General features: G+C 50.6%; 13 protein-coding genes. All 13 read right to left on the bottom strand.

Annotated features, from left to right (window positions below; translation table 11 throughout):
• Positions 1–7: 7 nt before the first annotated feature.
• The 13 genes from F566_RS0111440 to F566_RS0111380 all read right to left on the bottom strand — a co-directional run bounded on the left by F566_RS0111440 (position 8) and on the right by F566_RS0111380 (position 19,592).
• Positions 8–1,039: a FecCD family ABC transporter permease gene (locus tag F566_RS0111440; protein WP_020407124.1), complete on the bottom strand. Its 1,032-nt coding sequence runs from the start codon at positions 1,037–1,039 to the stop codon at positions 8–10.
• Positions 1,032–2,054 carry a FecCD family ABC transporter permease gene (locus F566_RS0111435; protein WP_020407123.1) on the bottom strand — a complete coding sequence of 341 codons (1,023 nt, stop codon included), beginning with the start codon at positions 2,052–2,054 and terminating at the stop codon, positions 1,032–1,034. The genes F566_RS0111440 and F566_RS0111435 overlap by 8 nt, the downstream gene beginning before the upstream one ends.
• A gap of 84 nt (positions 2,055–2,138) precedes the next feature.
• Positions 2,139–3,116: an ABC transporter substrate-binding protein gene (locus tag F566_RS0111430; protein ID WP_026179936.1), complete on the bottom strand. Its 978-nt coding sequence runs from the start codon at positions 3,114–3,116 to the stop codon at positions 2,139–2,141.
• Between the two features lie 143 nt (positions 3,117–3,259).
• Positions 3,260–5,665 carry a M64 family metallopeptidase gene (locus tag F566_RS0111425; protein ID WP_020407121.1) on the bottom strand — a complete coding sequence of 802 codons (2,406 nt, stop codon included), beginning with the start codon at positions 5,663–5,665 and terminating at the stop codon, positions 3,260–3,262.
• A gap of 363 nt (positions 5,666–6,028) precedes the next feature.
• On the bottom strand, positions 6,029–7,990 hold the full coding sequence (locus F566_RS0111415) for an IucA/IucC family protein (protein ID WP_020407120.1): 1,962 nt from the start codon (positions 7,988–7,990) through the stop codon (positions 6,029–6,031).
• A gap of 210 nt (positions 7,991–8,200) precedes the next feature.
• Positions 8,201–10,105 (bottom strand): IucA/IucC family protein, encoded by a 1,905-nt coding sequence (locus F566_RS0111410; protein ID WP_020407119.1) that lies wholly within the window; start codon positions 10,103–10,105, stop codon positions 8,201–8,203.
• Entirely contained in the window at positions 10,102–11,640 is a 1,539-nt protein-coding gene (locus F566_RS0111405) for an MDR family MFS transporter (protein ID WP_020407118.1), read from the bottom strand. Before F566_RS0111405 ends, F566_RS0111410 begins: the two co-directional genes overlap by 4 nt.
• Entirely contained in the window at positions 11,637–13,016 is a 1,380-nt protein-coding gene (locus F566_RS0111400; RefSeq protein WP_020407117.1) for a diaminobutyrate--2-oxoglutarate transaminase, read from the bottom strand. Before F566_RS0111400 ends, F566_RS0111405 begins: the two co-directional genes overlap by 4 nt.
• A complete protein-coding gene (locus tag F566_RS0111395; RefSeq protein WP_020407116.1) occupies positions 12,994–14,259 on the bottom strand; it encodes a type III PLP-dependent enzyme in 1,266 nt (421 codons plus the stop codon). The genes F566_RS0111400 and F566_RS0111395 overlap by 23 nt, the downstream gene beginning before the upstream one ends.
• Positions 14,256–15,176 carry an IucA/IucC family C-terminal-domain containing protein gene (locus F566_RS37310; RefSeq protein WP_211210651.1) on the bottom strand — a complete coding sequence of 307 codons (921 nt, stop codon included), beginning with the start codon at positions 15,174–15,176 and terminating at the stop codon, positions 14,256–14,258. The genes F566_RS0111395 and F566_RS37310 overlap by 4 nt, the downstream gene beginning before the upstream one ends.
• A 4-nt stretch (positions 15,177–15,180) precedes the next feature.
• Positions 15,181–16,086, bottom strand: coding sequence for an IucA/IucC family protein (locus F566_RS37305; protein WP_211210649.1), 906 nt, complete (start codon positions 16,084–16,086; stop codon positions 15,181–15,183).
• Positions 16,083–17,033, bottom strand: a complete 951-nt coding sequence (locus tag F566_RS0111385; protein WP_026179934.1) for an ATP-grasp domain-containing protein — start codon at positions 17,031–17,033, stop codon at positions 16,083–16,085. Before F566_RS0111385 ends, F566_RS37305 begins: the two co-directional genes overlap by 4 nt.
• Before the next feature lie 258 nt (positions 17,034–17,291).
• The gene (locus tag F566_RS0111380) at positions 17,292–19,592 is read right to left on the bottom strand and encodes a TonB-dependent receptor (RefSeq protein ID WP_157496745.1); all 2,301 of its coding nucleotides are present in this window, start codon (positions 19,590–19,592) and stop codon (positions 17,292–17,294) included.
• Positions 19,593–19,622 lie beyond the last annotated feature (30 nt).

The raw sequence follows: 19,622 nt of genomic DNA, 5'->3' as shown, positions 1-19,622 counted from the left end.
ACTCCTGTTATCGGTGTTGCCGGTACAGCAGGTATATAAAAAACGGTGCGCCAACCGCAGATACAAATACACCGGCAGGTACATCCAAAGGGAGGAATGCAGTTCTGCCAATGGTATCAGCCACAATTACCAGACTTCCGCCGATGAGCATGGACGCAGGAGCCAGTGCCGCAAAGCTCCGGTTCACGAGCTGTCTGGCGATATGGGGGGCTATAAGCCCTACAAAGCCTATTGCGCCGGCATAAGCCACGGCAGCGCCGGCTAATGCCACGCTGATAGCAAGAAGTAAAAAACGCGCCTGTTGCAACGGGACGCCGAGGTTAATTGCCACCTGATCCCCCAGTTCCTGAACATTGATGGTTCTCGCCATCAAAAATGCAGCAGGAAGCAGTACCAGTATCCAGGGCAGCAAAGCTTTGACGTCCTGCCAATCAGTACCGTAAACAGTACCGGTCAGCCACACATAAGCCATCATGCTGGTGGCGATCGGACTGAGGACAATCATAAAGGTGGTTAAAGCGCCCAGCCCCGCTGCCAGACCAATCCCAATGAGAACCAGACGGATGGGAGACATTCCCTGGCGCCAGGCCAGCAGGTAAATCACCAGAGAGGTGATGGTTGCGCCAATGATGGCGGCGACAGGCAGCCATTCAGTGCCCAGGGTTCCGCTGAGAAACGACAGAAAGAACACGGCCGCTGCCGAGGCTCCACTGGTAACGCCGATAATGTCCGGCGAGGCGAGAGGGTTTCGAATCAGGTTTTGCAATATCAATCCGGACACCGCCAGGGCTCCACCGACCAGAAACGAAAGCACCACTCTGGGCAGTCTCAGAGTTTCGATCACGAAAGTGTGTTGACCCTTATTCGGATCAGCTATTTCTGTGATGACCTCCAGAGGATTTATCCACAGGCTTCCGGTTGTCAATGACAGCACCGCGATTACCAGAGTACCCAGAATTAGTAGGCAGTTGATTTTCAATGAGCCGGGATGGATCTGAACTGAAAACAAGGATGTCCGGAATGTCAGTAGTTTATCCATACTGAACCTCCCGTTTCTTTCCTGATGTCATACCCCGGCGAGCCAGGAAGATGAAGAAGGGAGTTCCCAATAAAGCGGTCATGACACCGATAGGCACTTCCTGGGGCATGATCAGGAATCTGGCCATGATGTCGGCAGCTAACAGCAAAGTTGCCCCGAGCATCGCGCAGCCGGGCAGCATCCAGCGGTAATCAGTTCCAAACATGGCTCGGGCCATATGGGGGACGATCAGCCCCACGAAGGCGATGTTACCGGCTATAGCAACCGCGCTACCGGCCAACCCCACCACAATCAGGCCCATGAGCCATTTCATCATGACCGTTCTCTGGCCCAGACCTCTGGCGACATCTTCCCCTGAAATCAAAATATTGATATGACGTCCCAGTAGCAGGCTGGCAACAAGCATCAGCGTAATGAAGGGAAGTACTGGTGTGATGATCTCCAGACTGCGTCCGGCGACTGATCCCGCCAGCCAGAAGAGGATGCTGTCCAAACCTTCCTGATTGACGACCAGGAGCCCCTGGGTAAAGGAAACAAACAGGGCGGTTATTGCTGCTCCGGCCAGTACCAATTTGACCGGCGTTAGTCCGTCCCGGCCGATTGCCCCCAGGCAATACACCATGCCACCTGCGATCCCCGCTCCTGTAAAGGCTATCCAGACGTAGTATTGCAGGGAAGCGACAGAAAACAGCGTGGCAGAAAGCACAATACCAAACAGTGCTCCGGCATTGATGCCGAGGATGCCCGGAGACGCCAGTGGATTTCGGGTTAGCGCCTGCATCAACGCACCTGCCACCGCCAGAGCAGAGCCGACGAATATGGCCGTTAAAGCTCGGGAGAGGCGGGTTGTGGTAATGATGATATGGTCTATGACCGTGGGATCGTACTGCGTGAATGCCTGATAAGCGGTCTTAAGCGAAATAGAGGTTTGTCCGAGAACAATACTGGCAGAAAATGCGGTGGCCAGCATCAACAGGGCAATAAGTAACTGATAACTGCGGAAAGATCTCAACATCCTTGATTCCTGTTTACCTTAATACCTTTTGACCTTGATACATTCTTCCCTTCATTCCCTTCATTCCCTTCATACCTGGACCTGTTATGCGCCAGGGGACAAATCAAAGTGTTGATAGATCTGGTCCAGCATCAAATTGGCACCGATAATGCCCCCGGACATGTTCCAGGCCACTTCATCAACCTGGTAGACCTGTTGGTTTTGCGGCGCATCCAGGTTTTTCCACAGGGGGTGGAGTGTCCACAGGTGATAGTTTCTGGCAACTGCCGGATCATCTGCAGTCATGAATACGAAAAAGACATCCGCATTCATGGCAGGGATACTTTCTTTGGTGGTCAGCTTCACCACCCACTGTCCTTCGGGGTGGTTCGAAGGCCTGAGAAAGCCGAGGTCGTTGAGTATCGATCCGGCATAGCTGTCCTTGAGGTATATGCGCGCATGATCAGCGCGAAAGTTCAGAAGTGCCACTTCCAAAGGCCATTGACTCCCCAGTTTCCTGGGTATACGCGTTTGAAAGTCATCTATCCGGTTCTCCCAATTCCTTAACAGCTGTGTGGCCCGCTGCTCCAGGTTCATAGCAAGCCCCATCATGGAAAGGGTTTCCTTGAAATCGAAGACGGTCTCCAGGGCGATGGTAGGCGCAATTTGGGAGAGATGGTGGTAGATCTTTTCATGTCGTCTTTTTGAGGCCACGATCAGGTCTGGTTGGAGACCTACTATCATTTCAAGGTTGGGTTGAGTCTCCTGGCCGACATGTGAAACTCCCTGAAGATCTTTTCGAAGATATTTATAGGTTGGTTTCTCTACCCAGGAATCCACCACGCCAACAGGAATTACGCCTAGAGCAACAGCGGTATCCGTTGCACCTTGAAACAGCGTCACGACTCTGGTGGGAGTGCCACTGATTTGGGATACTCCCATGGAGTGTTCAACCGTACGTTCCGAAGCAGCCGTCACCTGATGAAATAGAGACACCACCAGCACCAGGCACCAGCCCAGGACATTGCTCGCTGTGGCACAAAAAGGTGAACGATTTTGATCTGGCAGGCGTGGGTACATCATTGGGTTATGGCAATTAACGGGAAATGAAAGTCAAATAAATGCCAATGATATAGATTCTCATTCTCAATAACAAATGAAAGTTGAAACTGGGACAGATGTAAACAGGCATAAAAAAAACCGGCGGGATGCCGGGTTTTTCAGGATCAGCGTGGAAGCGTCACCGATAGATAGTTGGATGGGGAGCTTGCTCCACAGGCGTTTTTGGCGACGACTCTGGGGTAGTAGGTGTAACCCCCCTGTAGATTGTAGAAATCCACGTAGTTCTGCTCAGTCGTTGTGTGAGACTTCCAGGTTCTGGAATACCCATCCCAGGTTTGAACTTCATACTGAGTAGCACCGTCAACCTTTGGCCAATCCAGTCTGTACCAGGTGGAGTAGAGATAAGGAGTCCGCAATCCTGTTGGTTTCGCAGGTGGCGTCGAACAGCTTTTCTCTTCAGGAATTTCAACCTTGATCCAATTGGTTGCCTGTCCGTTACCACACTGGTTTTTCCCATAAACGCGATAGTAATAGGTGGTGCCTTTGTTGGTAGCGGTCAAGGTGAGTGAGGTCGAGTCCGTTTCCTGATGATCCTGCCATTCCCATCCGGTCCATTTCTGCACTGTATAGGAAGTGGCTCCGTCTGCGGCGCTCCAGCTGAGAGTAAAGCGTCCATTGGAGACATCAGACGCTGCAAACGCACCGGGTGTGCCGGGGGCCTGCGTACAGTCCTGGTTGTCGGTCAGTTCCACGGTGATGTATCCGGAAGGACTGGACTCGCCGCAGGCATTTTTCGCTGCAACTCTGACCCATTGGGTGCTGCCTGCTTCAAGATCTGTCGCGGTGACAGCGGTATCCGTTGTGACTTTCAGGGTATCCCACCTGGAAGCGGATTCATTCCAGATATCCGTACGGTAACTCTCAGCGGTGGACACTGTATTCCAACTGAAGCTGAAAGAGGTGGAGCCCACGTCTGTCGTTGCCAGACCGGAAGGTGTTGCGGGTGCCTCATCGCAGGTGGAGCCGGAATCACCCAGGTTGATGGTCCAGACATTCTGGGCGACCAGTAACTGATCGGGGTCCTTGATGACCCGAGAGGTTTTATCCGCAGAGACAACCTTCAGCGTGTAAACACCTTCCTGGTATTGACTACTGTTAAAGGTGAAACTGGCGCCGTCTCCCACTTTCTGATCATTCACATACCATTGGGTGCTGACGGTTCGGGAAGTCGTATCAACGGGGGTGACGTTAAAGTCCCGGGATTCGCCCTTGTTCATGGCGATGTCGGACTGAACCGGTTCTACGGCATCGATAACGTCGACACGGCCATAGATCCGGCGCACGATTTCGCTTTCATTTACCGCATAGAAGGGTTGTCCCAACACTTTCATCATGGAGGTGTTGCTGGGTCTATACATGCCGCTTGGACAGTACATGGCCCCCTCATACACACCAATGTTGGCATCGATATCTGACCAGTGCCGCCATTTGGCGCCGGATGAATCAGCGGTGGCATTGGCATTGTCTGGTTCATAGACTCTGCAGGTGCCGTAATCATATTCGTCGGCAAGTTTGGCAAAACTGTGTCCCAGTTCGTGCAGAGCGAGGTCGATGGCCTGTGGCGCCAATGACATGGTAGCGACTTGACCACCGGCACCACCATACTTCTCGGTGTTGACTACGACGAGCACCTTATCCATGGCGTTAGCAGGCATCACCGATCTCAAATAGCTCAGCACCTTGCTCTCATCCACACAAAGCAGGCGCTCGATGTTGTAACAATTGAAGTGAGCCCCAAATTTGGTGTCTATGGGGGAGCCGTTGCCTGCACCACTCTGATTACTGGCAACTTCCACCCGCCAGACGTTGAAATGGTTCTTGTATTCCTTATAGATATCTTCGTCAAAATATCCTTCAACGATATTCTGGACATCTGCCTCAAATTTAGCGAGATCGCTGGCGGTATACCCTTCTGAAAGCAGCACCAGGTCTGCCCGGTTTTCCGATTCGCCTGTCTGGAAAACACTGAATACTCCGTTGGCGCCCTGGGCCTGCAAGGATACGGACTCAGACATCGTGGCCTTATGGTTCTTCCCCAGATTGATGCGCTGGAGCAGATTGAACTGATATCCGTTGTCCTGTTTGTCGATGGTGTTCAGTTCCAGAGTGCGGATATTTTTCTGGTCCGGAACTTCCAGACGCAGCGTTCCGGAATCCTTGACGATCTCTTCAGCGGTTTCAATTTCGCCAGTATCGGGATTGAATGATTCAGCATGAAGAAGAAGCGGATTATCAACCACCTGCCGATAAACAATCTGATTATCGGCGTCTTTACCGATGACCATCAGTTGGTCGGTGGAAACGATCTCGTCGTCTTCATAGTACTTTGCCTGCTTGGCGACTTTTTCGGTGACGCTGGCGCTGACACCAGCAGCAAGATTGCCGGGATTGGCCGAATATATCTGGGTTCTTTCCAGTTGGATTTGCAGTTCGGTAATCGATTCTGCTGTGGCGAAGACTGATAAGCACAGCAATATTAGCGGTATGAACAACCTCTCGAGTGCCTTCATTGTCTGCCTCCTTTCAGGCAAATGATCCATGGACGTAATTAGCACCAGAGTTCCTTTTTCTGATGACAGGTGGGCATCCATTTCTCTTGGTTTAGTGTCAAGCCCGGCTGATATTCTTCCACTGCGTCGGGCTGATTAATATTTAAGCATAACGACTTATTAATGTGATGGTGAGACGCGATTTTACGTAGCCGAAAGGAGGTATTAAGAATTGAGTAAGCCTAATAAAAACAATGGACTAGGAGGGGATAGGATGAACGGAATCAGTCATATAGTAATTGACTATCTATTATCTGAAAGGGATAGGGAAATCAGACGGACAGTGATCAGTATCCGCTGTCCGTCCCTTTCCGAGCAGAAAAATTAAGCGTTGGTTTCAGGACATTTCAATTGATGAAACGGGTTCTGCAGGGTCCCTTTTCCAAACGGCATACTACCGGGTCCACCGGCACGTTCGATCATGGGTTTGATCAAAAGTTTTAATGGCCACTCCTTGGATTCGAATACTTGTTTTTTAATCATTGCCCGAGCGTCATCAGAGAAATCGATGTCCTCGATAAGTTGGCTCATCACATCTTTGATGGTGTACCAAAGCGAAGATTCCTCAATCCCATAGTGCAGTGACAGGGTCTCGACAATGGCTCGCAGGTTGACCTGGATTCCAAGTGTTTGCAGGTAGAACAGCAGATCTTCCGGTGCGTCATGATACAACGTATTGGCAGCCCCCTTTCTGATGCAGTATTCCGGGTCGGCCAGTCCGGCGTCCTCCAGCCAGGGCACAAACAGGCGCAGTGAATCATGATCTCGGAATAAGAGCCCGTCAACGTTCCCATCTTTCAGGATCAATACGGCGTTCTGGCCATGCATCTCTGCCAGCAGGCCGATACGGAGAGTCCGGAGATTGATGTTCAGAAAGCAGTGGCAAACTTCCCGGAACAGCTGATGTACCGAAGCATTATTTGCCTCCAACTGACGATAGGTCATCCAGTGGTCGAAAACATGCTGGGTTTCTGAACGCTCCGCAGGACCGTCGGATTGATTAGACAACAGTGTGCCCAATGCCGCCATAGGGATCATCCGATATCGGAAATCTTGCAGTAGGTGCTCTGGGTAACTGCGTACCATGGCAGAAAGATGCCTTGGAGCTTCGTCAAAGAGGCTTCCGCCCTCTGGCATATAGGCCCACCATTTGGTTTCATCGCACAGGAACACTTGTTCGTCCAGCACTTTGTCCAGAGGGAGAGCCCGGCGTAACAGTTGTTCGCTGCGTTGACCGTTGATCATTTTCACCGCCGGCAGATAGCGGGACCCGCCCAGTGAATAGATTGCCATCGGCAACTTCAGATAGTGGGGGCTGTCAGTCACCGGGGCCATTGAACGAACGGAAGACGTTGCCAACGACTCCATATCCTGAAATGCCAGCGTTTCACAGGTACAGCTCTGCCACTCATCCGCTAACAGCCGGGGAATAGCATGTTCCAATTGCCACGGATGAATCGGTATCGCAATATGGCTTTGATCAATTCCTCGTTGCACCATTTCCTGGTGGAGCGTTTCACGTTGTTCGTCTGTCAGGATATAGTTGGCCGGTGTGTTTTGGCGTGGTGAATCGACTCCGGTTCCCCATTCCAACAGTTGCAAGGGAATAGCGACCCATTGCATGGGAATACGATGGTCAAACTCCGCCATGTAGCGTCGGTAATTCACCTCATCCAGCCCACTTTTGGCTTTGGCGGTGGGATGAAATGGGCGGTCTCTGACCGATGCCCACTGCTCCAGTATCTGAAAGGCCTCTGCTGGCGAGCGCTGCAATAATTGATCTGTCCTGATATTGTGCTCCATAGACCAGGCAGTCTGGTCCAGGCTATCCGCCAGGGTCTGAATAAACAACTCACATCCTTTGGGTTGCCCTGGCATATCTTCAGGAAGTGATTTCTGAACCATCTTCATAAGCGCGACAGGCGTAACAGTTGACACTTCGTAACCGGCAGGGCTGTCCGTTAATGTTACTGAATAAACCGGTGTATGGCGGACACGCTCAAGAGTGTGGCAAATACCAGGCTTCACCGGAATGACAACAAATGCATCCTCTGCGGGCCACCAGCGCCAGAACAATGTGTTTATCTGCGGAATGTCAGTTGTCAAAGGCCAGGTGGATATCTGATTGAACAGACCTGGATATTGTTCGCACTGGATTTGAAGTTGTTCCAATGAATGCAGATCCTGTTGAGCATTGATAAAGAAGCGCTCAGCAAACAGGCACTCTATCAGGTCGTGCATAATGATTTCGGCAGCCTGTTGTTGGGGGGGGTCGTTGAAAATCACGTTTATTTCCTTACTCGTGTGATTGGAGCGTGCTCGTGTGAAAAAGCCAGCTCAGGTGAAATATTGAGCGCATTAAAGCGGCAGGCCGCCGGGAACTGTCGCTCAGTTATATCCACAAGCGCGGAAGGCTATTCCGCACTTGTCTTCTGGATTAAAACAGTCTGAATACCCTTGTTGGCCAGCTGTTTTATGCTTCTGAAAAATAGGCTCTCAGCGTGTTTTAGGCTTGTGAGCGTAAAGCGGATTGGGAACCTTTTTAAAGCGGGGCTGGTGGTCGCCAAACAGACGTCTCTTGGTCAACTCCTCCACTTGGTAGGTTTCCGCGAATACATCAAAAGCTTTATAACGCTCGGCATGTTCTGGATAAGACTTCTGATAGTCGAGAATCACATTGGCCGCCATACGCCAGAACTTGGTTTCTTCCAACTGATATTGTTGCTCCAGAAATATGCAAAGCTCCGCAAGGCAGATGAAGAAGAAGGCATCGCAGGAAAAATCCCGCACCGCATCCAGGTCATCGGTCAGAATAAAGGAATTCGGATTGATCTCGGCATGGCTTGGAGGAACAGGGTACAAATCAGGGTTTTTCTCCGGGTAAGCCAGATGTGAAGGGGAATAGCGAACACCATCGTGCAAATCCTTCAAAGCAATGCGTACCGGCCATCCGTTCTTGTGGATCAATACGATATTCTGGGCATGGGATTCCATACCAATGCCCTGCGCAAACAGCATATGAATAATCGGTGAGATGGATACTTTCAGCAGTTGTTCAGTCCAGGCTTTAACCCCATATTGCTTGATCCACGCATCAATGAGTGGAACAGGGTCGCTGGAAGTTTGTCCTGATGTATTTGACTGTTCGGGTATATAGGAGCAAAGGCCGTTAAACGGAAACCCTTCCTCACCTTCACGTAGGTAACGATGCAGACTTTCCCGCCAGATGACGCCTAGAGTGCCATAGGCCTTGGTTTTTCTCACATCAGGCAGTTGCTGATAGTTGAAGGTCACGCCAAGCGTTTCACCCAGGATCACAAAATCCATTTCTTTGGCTGTTTCGTCCTGTGCCACCAGGCCGTGCAACCAGTCAGTGATGATGGGGCCGTTTAACACCGTATGACCTGCCAAAATGCGGCTTGTAGAAGTGTTGGTGATACTCAGGGCCAGCTTGGCATATGGCTTCTCTTTGACGCTGGCATTTGCCAGGGTTCGAATGGATTGCTGAGCCCGGTAATGGTCGGATCCTGTGCCCAGATAAATGATGTCTTTATTGACCAGCTCAGGATAAAACGTCGCCAGAACTTTTTCCTCCCATTGCCAGGGGTGCACAGGGAGCAGCCAGAAGTTTTCGATATTTCGACCCTGAGCTTTTAACAATGCTGCAAAGCGTTGAAAATCCTGCTCGCCCAGTTGCTCCCGGATCATTTCCTGATAGTCGGTCGACATCGAATGGTTCATGAGACCCAAAGGGTGATGAACTGCCAGCCAGTGTAACTGCATGGAGTTCTTGAATTCAGGGCCATACTGCTCATTCTGCTGCAACGAGAATCCAATGCGGGATTTGTAGCAGGGGTGGTAGGAGTGTGCGTCTAGAATATCGCCTTCAAGCTCATCAAAATCAAGCTGTCCGTTCCATGGCTGTGTAAGCCTTTCCTGGGTTTGAGACTGAAGATCCTTGAGCAGTGTTTGCTCAAGTTCGTCCATAAAGGTTGCTAACAGCTCGGACTCGGGAATTCTGGCGATCACTTCTGTCAACGTATCCTGAAGAGTGGCAGACCGGGTTTGCCCATTCTCGGAAATCCTAAGTACTGCCACTTTTTCCAGTTTTATCTGTCCGAAGCTGACCTTGGCACCACCACGGCAATGATAGTGCACGGGTTTCCCGTCGAGGGTTTTACCTTCAAGTACAAACCAGCCTTTATTGTCTGGTGTGGCATCCTGACGAAATTCATAGGGCAGGACGTCCTCATAGATCAGAGTTTGCAACAATTGCCTGATAACACGTTGCTCAACCTGCTGAAACTGTTTTGATGCCAGCGCATCAATCAAACGAGCCGTTTGATCGGCGATGGTGGATTGAGTTTGGTTTCCGGTTTCCTTGGCTTCCAAAACACTCATGATTCTACCTTGTTCAATTTCTGATTTAAGTTGGGGTGCTTTTTGAAAATACGGGGCTTTTTGATAATAGAGGTCTTAAGGAAAGACAGGTTGTTCGCTGATGATGTCTCCGGTTGCGATTGCTCTTTCCGGGATCGGGTTGCAGATTTCGGAAGTAGCAATGCCAGTGGCATGGCCAGCAAAAGCAGGAGCCCGACAGTTAAAAAGATTTCGTTTATGGCGGTGAGACCGCTTTGGGATGTGGAGATACCTGAAAAGGTTAGATGCGCGCTGCGAATCTCGAAATAGATCGAAGCGGTCACAATCGCAATTGAAGCGATGACCCGGCGTAGAATGTTATTCATCGCCGATCCCTGGGCGACCAGGTTTTCCGGGATAGCATTGAGCCCTGCTGTGGTGACTGGCATATAGGAAAGACCGATGCCAATGCCTCTTGCCGCCATCAGGAGGATAATGACCCATAGCGAAGTGCTGATACCAATCCAGCCAAAGGCCATCGTGGCCAGGGCGGTGATCAACAGGCCGATAGAGACAATGCCTCTTGGTCCTTTGGTGTCGAGCGTTTTACCTCCAACATTAACAAAAGCACTGGCGAATACGGCGGTTGCCAATAGGGCCAGGCCTGTCCAGGCAGGACCATATCCAAGCACCGTCTGCATCAACAGAGGCAGCACCATAATACAACTGAACATGCCGACCGCATGCACTACGGCGATAACGACACTTAAGCTGTAACTGGGGATGGCAAAAATCCTCAGGTTGAGTAGAGGATGCTGCTTGGTTAGTTCAACACGGATGAACTGAATCAGACAGACTCCCGCGACCATCAGCAAACCGATGTTTAGAGGGTCTGCCAGTGCCGTCTGATCCCGGAAGCGGCTTAACACGGTAAGCATTATGCCCACCCCCAGAGTCACCAGCAGAAAACCTGGCCAGTCAAATTGACGTGGCTCACGTTTCTCGTCCGCAGGCAAACAGGTGAAGCCGATGACTAATCCCAGAATTCCCACGGGAATGTTCATGGCGAACAGCACTTGCCAACTGAAGAACTGCAACAGCAGCCCTCCTAAAGCCGGACCAACTGCGGGAGCCAGCATAACTGCGGTTCCCCAGATCCCCGTGATTCTGCCGCGTTGCTCTATAGGATATACCTCAAAGATGAGCGCCAATGACAACGGAATCATCAAACCTCCGGCGATACCCTGTAATACTCTGGCAGTCACGATCCAGGGCATGTCAGTGGCCAGAGTGCCGGTGCATGAACCCGCGATAAACAGGGCCAATCCGGCAAGATAGACCGATCTTTTACTGTAGCGATGGCTCAGATAGGCCGTCAGAGGCATGGTCATTCCCATGCTGATCATGAACCCGGTGATGATCCAGCTTGCAGTGATTGCCCCGATATCAAAGGACTCCATAAACACTGGTACGGCAGGATTCAGCGCACTGTTGTTGAAGCTGACCGTGAAGGTGCCCAAAAGCGCCGTCAATACAATCAGACGGCGCGTTGAGGTGTGTGTGGAATCCGGCTTCATCCTGCAGCACTGATCTCTTGAGTCAGACAGAGTTCCCTCACCGCCGCAGAAAAAATATCGCTGATCTGCTCAATCTCTTCTTTCGTTACGGTTAATGGGGGTAAAAAACGCACAACAGAGGAGTGACGGCCACCTACCTCAAGAATGAGTCCTTTCTGGAAGCATCGACGCTGAATTCGGGAGGCGAGATCCGGATTAGCTAATGGATTACCCAAGCGGTCGGTTTCTCCGTCGCTGTGAACAATCTCCACGCCGATCATCAGCCCCTGTCCGCGTACATCGCCAATCTCGCCGCATTGTTGCTTCAGTTCATTCAGTTTTGTCTGTAATTGCTGTCCCTTGTGCAGTGCCTGCTCTGCCAGGTTTTCCGACTTGATATATCTAAGACTGGCCAGACCCGCAGCCATCGCCAACTGGTTCCCTCTGAAGGTGCCGATATGTGCACCAGGTTGCCATTGATCGTACTTCTTTCGATAGACAAGGACGGACAGTGGCAGACTGCCGCCGATGGCTTTGGAAAGTACCAGGATGTCTGGTTCAATACCGGCATGTTCGAAGGCGAACAGTTTGCCGGTTCTGCCAAAACCGGTTTGGACCTCATCAATAATTAAGGGGATATTGGCTTCCGCAGTGATACGGCGTATTTCCCGAAGCCATTCAACTGGTGCAGGAATGGCACCTCCTTCACCTTGAACCACTTCAAGAATCAATGCCGCCGGGGGCAAAATTCCACTTTCAGGGTCGTGTAGAATGCTTTCCAGATAACGGGTGCTAAGCTGGTGCCCTTGTTCGCCACCAATACCAAAAGGACAGCGGTAGGTATAGGGGTACGGCAGGAAGTGCACGTCCGGAATCAGACCATGAATGGCCCCTTTTTGATGCAATGTACCGCTTAAACTCATCGTGGCATGAGTGGAGCCATGGTATCCACCATGAAATGAAAAAACGCCACTTCTACCTGTAGCGGTTTTGGCCAGCTTGAGGGCTGCTTCAATACCGTCAGCACCGGATGGACCACAGAAATGGACACGGGCATCGTCAGCAAAAGACGACGGTAGACTGGAAAAGAGTTCCTCTATAAAGGCGTCCTTGACCGGAGTGGTGAGGTCTAGCGTGTGCAACGGAACCTGCTGGTCCAGGGTGGTTCTGATGGCCTCCACGACAACCGGATGATTGTGCCCAAGGGCTAGAGTACCGGCGCCGGCCAGGCAATCAATGAATACCTTGCCATCCATATCTGTGACATGGATTCCCTCGGCTTTTTGGATAGCCAGGGGTAAACGGCGAGGGTAGGACCGGGCATTTGATTCCCGATTGGCTTGCGTTTCAAGTAGAGGCAGGTTTTGTGAGCTCTCATTTACAAGCGGTTGCAACATGCTTTTCACTCCTTTGTATGTATGCGTCGAGAACGCTTGAATCCAGAAAAATCTGTAATGGTTTTGGGTGACACAGGAAGTCCGTGTGGGAGATGTTGTATCCGTAAGCGCCTGCTTTGGGCAGCACCAGTAGATCTCCTACACGAAGGTCTTTCAGCTTCCGGTGACGGGACAGAATGTCCTTGGGGGTGCATAGCTGGCCAACAACGGTGATATCCAGCATAGAGGTTGACTGTTGGCCTTCTGAATCCATCGGTAAATGGATAACCGGATGATCATGGGACTGTGCTGCCGGCAGACGGAACTGGTGTGTTCCCCCTCGACATACCGCAAAAATCTGACCATGGGTTTGTTTAATATCCAGTACCTGGACCAGGTAGTAACCGCAAAACGCTGAAATAAACCGGCCAGCTTCGAATCTTATGCGAGGAGGGTTGGAATGTTGTTTGATTTTTTGCTTCAGGTGCTGACAAAGGTCACCCCAATCAAACTGATCTTCTGACAGATAGTTAACCCCAATACCGCCACCCACATTGAAGTAGTGGAGATTGCTTTTGTCTGAGACCAGCCCTTTCCATTTCGTCCATTTTTCCAGGTACCAGTCCAGAAGCTGCTTGTGCCGGGAAACCTCTGTCTGGTGTGACATGGCATGGATGTGGAATCCACTCAGTATGAGATGTTCAGACTTCTCAACCAGTGCTATGGCCTCAATCAGCTGGTTTTCGTCAATACCGAAAGGGGTGGGAACACCGGCCATGGACAGTTTGGTTGCCAGGCTGTCCGGTAAAACAGGATTGATGCGTAACAGCACTTTTTGCCGACGATTCATTTCTGCGGCAATGGCATCCAGTCGATGGATTTCCGTTAAGCTCTCCAGGTGAATCATTTCCACCCGATGACTGATAGCCTCACGCAGGTCAGAATCCAGTTTACCCGGGCCGGAGAAAATAAATGACTTGCGTAAAGAGCAGTCGACCACTTTCTGGATTTCGCCACCGGAAGAAATCTCAAAGCCATCTACAATAGGGGCTAGGGCTTCCAGTACTTCCGGTTCACTATTGGCTTTGATGGCATAGTAGAGCTCTACCCCTTTGGGTAGTTGCGACATTAACTGACGTGTATGGTGCCGCAAACTGTCCAGGTCATAGATAAAAGCGCTCACGGGGTCCTGTGCTTTTAACGCCAGTGTTTTGGCGTTGGCGACAATGTGATCCGGGAGTTGACTGGGGATTGTTTCGGTCACTTGGCGTACCTCGCAGCTTTCTGCATTTGAGTGATGCTGGACGCTTTTCTGTGCGCAATGGAATCACTCCAGGGAGATGTTAGTCGTACATAGCCAGCCTGTTTATCTGCAGCCCCCGCCAGCCTCACCTTGAAGTTGGTTTTACAGGGAATATCATCACCGGCAAGCAGTCCGTCCAGCTCTGGAGTGGCGACGGTCAACTCATCCCGAATTTCTTTGATTTCATTGAAGACGATTTCCCACAAGTCCAATGCCAGTCCCGGACGGTTGTGGGTTAGCGCCAGAACTGCCTCTGACAGGTTGTTGATAAAGAGGCAGTAAGCGATTCGACTCCAACCCTGAGAACGGGGATAGGTCATCGATTGCCTCACTCGCGGATGGGTTCCTTCCGGTATCCAGTGGACTCCGGTATCCGCAGTGAGTTTTACACCCTCGTAATCACGGAGCAGGACTTTTACAGGGTAACCGTTCTCGTGGACGACAATGGTGTTCTGCAGGTGAGGCTCAAAGACGATGCCATAGTTATAGAACAGACTAAGTACCGGACGCAGCAGCAATGACTGATATCGTCTGAACCATTCAAGCAATTCCTCGCTGGCCACAGTAATTCCCTGCTGGCTCAGGAAATTCAGCAGATTGGGGTAAAGTGTGCCGTCACGGCCAAAGAGTGTTCCCGCCATCAGGCTGTTTTCCATTCCTGCGCTTCGGCAGAAGTTGCGCCTCAGAATGGCGCCGGTTTGCTCCTTGAACCAGATGCGGTCATCATCATTGCTTTCGACAGGTGACCAGCTGATAGCCCCAGGCTCTCCCATGAGCGTCAGCCCTCCGGTAGTTTCCGGGTATTCCTCTACCAACCGGGTGAGCAGATCATCGATAATCAGTGCGCTTTCCAGCTCGTACCAGGAGTTTTTGCGCACACAGTTAGTGATGCGGACATTGAGCGATCCCTTGGATAAAGAAGTCGTGATTATTCACAAACAGTGTTCTCAAGGACGCCGTAGGCCATGCTTCAAAGCCGGTCTGGCCTAAATCGCGAATGGTGCCGTTTTCGATAAAATGCTGTACGCGGGAATCGGATCTGAACAGCTCTCCCTGTACCGGGTGCATGCTGATGATGGCCATGTCGGAATGGGCATTTGACTGATCGGCAAAACCGTTCAGTATTTGCTGCCTGGAAAGTCCATTCCCTTTAATCCAAAGCCCTTCGTGCGGTACTTCGAATTGATGCAGCCGCATGGAGCGGCCGAACTCTGGTGAGAAGTCTTTCTGTTGTAAGTGCTCAGGCCACAGTCGGGCTTTTGGCGCAGGATGAGTCGGATGGCCAAACCACAGACTCTGTTCGCTATCGAGGTAGCCCTTCAGAGAGCGCCGCACCTCCTTGCCGAGGTGCTCGATAATCTTTTGCTTAAGATTGCTGCTGGAAAGAATCTGATCCAGAAGTTCCTCATTTCGGTGTCCGGTAATATCAGAACAGCTATCCAAAAGATATTCTGCAAAGGATGTCAGCTCGAGCTTACGCCAAGGGGCTGCCTGGCGTTTTCCAAAAACACCGGAAAGATAGTATTGGCTTCCCAGGTTATCTTTCCTGTCTACGAGGACCAGGAATCGGGTACCGTTCGGCATATTTACGCGCATGGGAATGGCTTTCACTGAGCGGGCTCGATGGGATAACTGTAACGGTAAGCCGTGAGGTTCGGGAGGCCAGCCGTAGTGAACCAGTGACAACGGCAGTGCGAATTCCTTGATCAGGCAATTAAGCAGGGAATGGCACGCGGCCTGTTCACCGATAATCTGGGAATAAACCGCGTAAGGAGGGTTTTGGCTCATGCGGTCACCTCTTCATTGGCTGTTTCTGTCAATTCCAGAGGGGAGATCGGTACACCCAGGCTAAGTTTGATGATTTCTCTAAATAAATCACCCTGCAGATGAAGATTCAGTGACAGCGAGATCTCATCATTATTGAGACCGTTATGGATTTCCAGAATCTGGGCTTCATCATCCGTCACCACATACTCAACATGGTGACGCCCAAGACCTGGATTTAATGTTGACAGAATGGCCAGAATTTCCTGGCTTCCCGGTGGGTTTTTTATCCAGGTTGGATAACGCTCATATTGATCGGAAGTATTAATATGGTTTGTCTTAACGCCGCCAAGCAGTATCAGTTCGTCCGGAGTACCCATGACTTCAAGGATATATTGTTCACCATTTGGAACCTCATCGATCATGGCATAAGCCTGATGCAGGGTTTTGAGGTAAGAAGCCAGCTGATCAGTATTACGGACGATCTTCTTCTCAGTCCCGGAACCGCTTTCCAGAGACTCGAGCAGAAGGGGGAAGGAAGTGGGGAATTCGGAGTACTGAGTTTTTTCCCGATGAATAATTTTGGCTTTGACGAGTTCATCCGCAGGATTCAATTTGCGTCTAAGAGCAAGTTTGTTGCTACAAAGCAGGGAGTTCTGCCAGGAAGGGCCGGGTAGTCCATAGTATTCGGCCAGAATGGCAGCACTGGTTTGTAGACTGGGAGTGGTGGCGATCACTCCGGAAACAGGGAGGTTATGAACAGAAATTAGCTGTGCAACGGACAGAGGGTTAAATACGTCACAGTCCAGCATTTTGCAGATTCCGTAGACGGATGCCGACTCTCTCCTTAGTACATGTTCCTGAACGCAATCAGTCAGTATTGTCACGCCGACGTTCATATCGATAGCCGCAGGGAGTATTCCCTCTTCAAGGACGCGGGTCGGCAAATGGGACAATATCATCAATTCCATTTGGAGCCTCATAGTGTGATTAGTTGTAAATTGTTCTTATACAGTAATGAGAATCATTCTCATTGTAAATGGGAGAAATGACCTAATCCCCAGTTTTTTTGGAGAAAGACATATAGACATTTGTCGCAGCGGGATACTGAAAAAGAGGAATTAATCGCAGCTAAGAGCGAGACAGGAAGCGTGATGCTTTATAGGAACTTCAAAGGCACTGAAGCACCTGCAAAGAGAGGTGCTTCAGTGCCTTTTAGAGAAGAGTAATCAATAGGTTACAGAGTATCCCAAAGTTAGTGTCCGGCCCTCTGCGCTAAGCCCAGATGGTGAGCCATACGTGGCTTCAGCCCATTGTGAGTAGACAGTTTTGTAGTCTCGGTCAAAGAGGTTGCTGATACCTGCTGTCAATTCACCTACTGGCAGATTAAACCGGCCAATCAAATCAACTACCAGGTAACCATCGATAGGCTTGATGGTGCTCACTTCTCCGGTGGTATCGTTGATGGAAGCGTCTTTTTCATAGTCCTGAATCTTCAGCGCCTGTAATCTCAAACTGTAGTCATCCTTCACATACCCTACATAGGTCGTGATTTTCTCTGGAGCCACTTCGCTGGCATCGAGATCGATCCAGGTACCGGTTTCATCATCTTTGGTACGACCCTCGGTAAACGCGTAGGTGGCGCCGGCGACAATATTATCCGTAACAAACACATCAAGCGTTGCTTCTAAACCGTAGATACGTTTCTGCTGTTCCAGCATGTCGACGGAATAATCGCTATTGAACTTCACCGTTTTATCCGACTTGTTATAAAACGCAGTCACGCTTGACTGAACAGATTGCCACTGACCGCGCCATCCCAGCTCGTAGCTTTTCACTTTCATGGCATCAAGATTGATGTCATCGATTGCCGTATACGCACCTCCGGTGACGGCGACAAGCTGGCTGTCTTCCGCCACGGCATTTCTCAGCAACCGTGCAGTATCTGGCAGTTCATAGCCTTCGGAGTAGTTGATGAATACTTCATGTTCAGGGTTTATCCGGTAGATGGCTCCGGTGTTGACTAACAGAGAATTGTAATTGACCTTGCCACCTTCCAATTCTGTCGGCGCAAAAGCGGCTGGCATGCCTGCATCATCGTATGCATAGTCAATCAGGGATTCATAGGGCGACGTGAAATCACTGATATCCTGTTTGATTTTTTCATAACGTAAACCGAGCTGCAGTGTGAGTGGATCTATTGGTGTGTAGGTGGATTGTAGAAATCCTGCCAGTGTCTGTGTCTCTACATCCGGGCCGTAAGCATAACTGCGACCGGTGGGGCTGTATTCAAGGCCATTGGAGGCGAGAAACGTGCCGGAGTCGTAACTTTTGGCTTTCTGCGATCCTTTTTCAATCTCATAGTCTGCGCCCCACACCAGGTTGACCTGCTCGTGTACAGGTGTGTCGAATACCAGCTTACTACCCCAGACTTCTGACTCACTGACAGATTGATTCACTACCAGCCGGTTAAGCGCACTTAAACCTGGCAGATCAGGAAGGAAGGTCGGAAATGGATAGAACTTATATTCACGTTGGCGGTAGTAGCCCAGTAAGTGAAAACTGCCCCCCAGTGTATCCTGGTCGTTAAAGGAAACTGAATAGGCATCACGGTGACTATAGGGCTGGTCATCCAGCTTCAGACCATCGACAGCTTCAGTGGGAAAAGACATCCTACCACCGGAGGTGATATAGGCAGCCCCAGGGCCGTAATTCGGGCCATGAGTGGTATCCATATCATCACGAAACCATTCCCCGGATAGTTGAATATCCTGTGTTTCATTAAGTTGATATCCACCTTTTAGCAGAATGTTCCGGGTTTCTGTATCTTCCCGCCCAACTTGAGCTGGTTCGGGAGCAATGCGATTTCCTTCGCTGTCGTACCTACCGTAACGCTCTTCATAATTGGCGTTCAGGAACAGGTCAAAATCACCCTCTTTGACGGTGACAGTCTGGCCAACATTGTATTTATTGATTCGCTTTTCCGGCGTGGAACCGGTGATAGACGTACCGATGTCTGTGGTGAACTGAACGCCGTCTTCGCGTGCTTTTTTGGTGATGATATTGATCACGCCACCAGCGCCCCCTGACCCATAGACGGCACTGGAGCCGGAAATCACTTCAATGCGGTCGATAATGCTGGGGGAGAGCGTATTCAACTGACGGCTGACATTTCGGTTTTCAATCTGTGGAACACCATCAATCAGCAGTAGAACATCGCGCCCACGGATCGTCTGGGTAAAATCTGTCGATATCTGGGTACTGGTCCCCATTCCCGGAACCAGACGACCAAGAATATCTGCCACAGAAGCTCCGGTTGCGCCTTGCTCTGCAATCTGTTCATTGTCGATCACTTGCACGGTTTGCGGAATTTCCGAGATGGATTGAGCCGCTCGGGAGGCCGTTACGAATACATCATCCATGACAATGGCGTCCTCTGCTATGGCAATGCCAGAAAGCATAACGCCCATGGCAACGATTCCTGTCGCCTTGGTGGTCTTGTTAAACAATGGTCGGGATGATCGTGTCACGACTTGACTCCTGCTTGATGAAAAGTATTA

Source organism: Hahella ganghwensis DSM 17046 (assembly GCF_000376785.1).
Lineage (GTDB): Bacteria > Pseudomonadota > Gammaproteobacteria > Pseudomonadales > Oleiphilaceae > Hahella > Hahella ganghwensis.
Note: the sequence above shows the minus strand (reverse complement) of the source record. Positions and strands in the feature narration are given on the sequence as shown.